2 protein-coding genes are annotated in these 2,008 nt (G+C 58.7%); both read right to left on the bottom strand.

The window, feature by feature from the left end; genetic code table 11:
• On the bottom strand, positions 1-324 hold a 324-nt coding region (locus tag ACPDIT_RS15135), incomplete at its 3' end, for a hypothetical protein (RefSeq protein ID WP_423444917.1).
• Positions 325-1,394: 1,070 nt separating this feature from the next.
• Positions 1,395-2,008, bottom strand: a 614-nt coding sequence (locus tag ACPDIT_RS15130; protein WP_423444915.1) for an RHS repeat-associated core domain-containing protein, incomplete at its 5' end; no start/stop codon positions are given.

Raw genomic sequence — 2,008 nt, 5'->3', positions numbered from 1 at the left:
CCGCCCGTCCCGTACAAGGTTGCCATCCCCATCGTACACCAAGCTTTCAGCGCTCTGCGCCACAAAGTCCCCCCGCACCTCCGACTGCACCCGGTCCGGATTACCCCGCACCACCCCCAGGTTCGTCACCACCACCCACACCCCGCCCGTGCCGTACTGCCTCACCACTCCACGACCATGACCTGCCACAAGCACCGCAGGGCCGCCCCTACATTCAAAGCCGACGATCCGACAGCCCACAGACCACCCGAGATTCCGACTCAAGTCCATTGAGCGCTCCTCTTTCAGCCCACAGATCACGCAGAGCACGCAGAAACGAATCATCGCGGTATCCATCAGAAGCCGCTAGGTCCTGAAATCCTCACAGAAAGCACCCTGCGGCCTCCGCCGCCACCCAGCCTGGTATCTAAAGGCGCATCCCACCAAGCCCATCCCGCACCTATCCCGCAACGGCCGTCCCGTGGACAGCTTTGGCGCGCATGAGGCGGCAGGCCAGCTAAGGAGGCGGTCCGACGGCGCTTGAGCCGGCCCGGCTCGGCCATTGGGCCCGCACGTCGGTCCGGATGCTGCGCCTACTGCTGCTTCAAGCGCAGCTCCATGGAGGGCTGAGAACACCGACGGAGCCGGCACATAACAAGATGAGCCCACGAGGAAGGGGCCGCGTTCTCGGCTCAGTTAGCGCATCTTCAAGCCCGTGGGAGAGACCTGTGGGCGTATCCACACTATAGGCCGCTTCCGCTAGAGTTGCCAATCGGCACCGAAGGCGGAAGCAGGAACGGCAGAAGATCTTGGTGGCTGCGCACAATCTGCCGCGAATGGCGCGGCTGGGCTCCGAGAGCTCATCGCGGAATGTCCTGAGGCCACCATGCACGCCTAAAGAGGCTGAAAAAGCCCCGCGACCAAAAGTCGAAATGCTTAAGCGCAAGGGCGGAATCTCGCGGAGCCGACGCCCTCATGAGCAGGAACTAACCACATTCTTCCGACAGACCTAACTGACGACCGATGCGGTGCTTTTTCCAATCCTCTCCTGGGTGGGCGACATCTCAGCGTTGTATCCAAGAGCCTCACCCTTGGCCTTTCTCAGCATCTGCTCGGCGACTCGAACAGCTTTTCTGCGTTCCTGAGACCGCCTGCGCGGAAGCCTGTAGAAAACGATTTCCGCACTGGACGAGGGCCCGTCTTTGGCCAAGTGCAGGTCAGAAATGTGAAAATGACTCTCCGTGGAGCGAGATTTTTTAAGATTCTTGAGCGCCACTATTAAAGCATCAATCTCAGCAGCGGACCTAAATACAACTTCTGTCCAGAAAAACGGTCCCCCCGCACAGTATTTAGCGTCTGTCACTACCACGTGAACAGAACGGCGCTTCGATTGGCCGTTGGGCTTCGGCGGGTGCTTACAGCGTGCAGGCATAGCGAATCAAGACGACCCCGCATGCTCCCTCACCTGACGGCATCGTCACAATATCGAAAACGATGATCGCTCCACCGGCAGCGCAAAGCGCGCCGATGGCAATCCATTTGACCACATTGTCTCGTGTGGGTGTAGCACATCGTTCACAGATCTTCGGGATCGGGAGTTGCCGCTCCCTCATACCCTGTTTGCAGTACTGGTTAAACACATCGATGACATATTGCAATTCGCTGTCGAGGGAATGTGCCCATTTCTTGCAGGGCGAATTCTCAAAGAGCTCAAGTACTGCCGCTATGGCGTTACAGGGGTTTGCACTAAAATGGTCCTTGACTTGCTCGAGGTGGGTTTTAAGCCCACGCAGCTTCTGCAGGCACTCCTGCCGGGAAAGCTTACCAAGGGCATCGATGTCCGAGAGTGGGTCGTTCCGGACAATACCATAAAAGGTCAGGGTGCTGACTTCTTCCAGTGGATCTATGGTCAACCATCTCCCCGACCCCGCGGAGTAAGCGCGATATTCGTAGAGGACCAAACCTGTGGCCGAGTCCTTCCGCTTCGTGCTGAAACGGAAGGGGTTGGAGGGAGCCGCGGGGCCGGTGG

Origin of the sequence: Limisphaera sp. VF-2 (assembly GCF_049537125.1) — a bacterium.
Lineage (GTDB): Bacteria > Verrucomicrobiota > Verrucomicrobiia > Limisphaerales > Limisphaeraceae > Limisphaera.
This window is presented reverse-complemented; position numbering and strand designations above follow the sequence as displayed.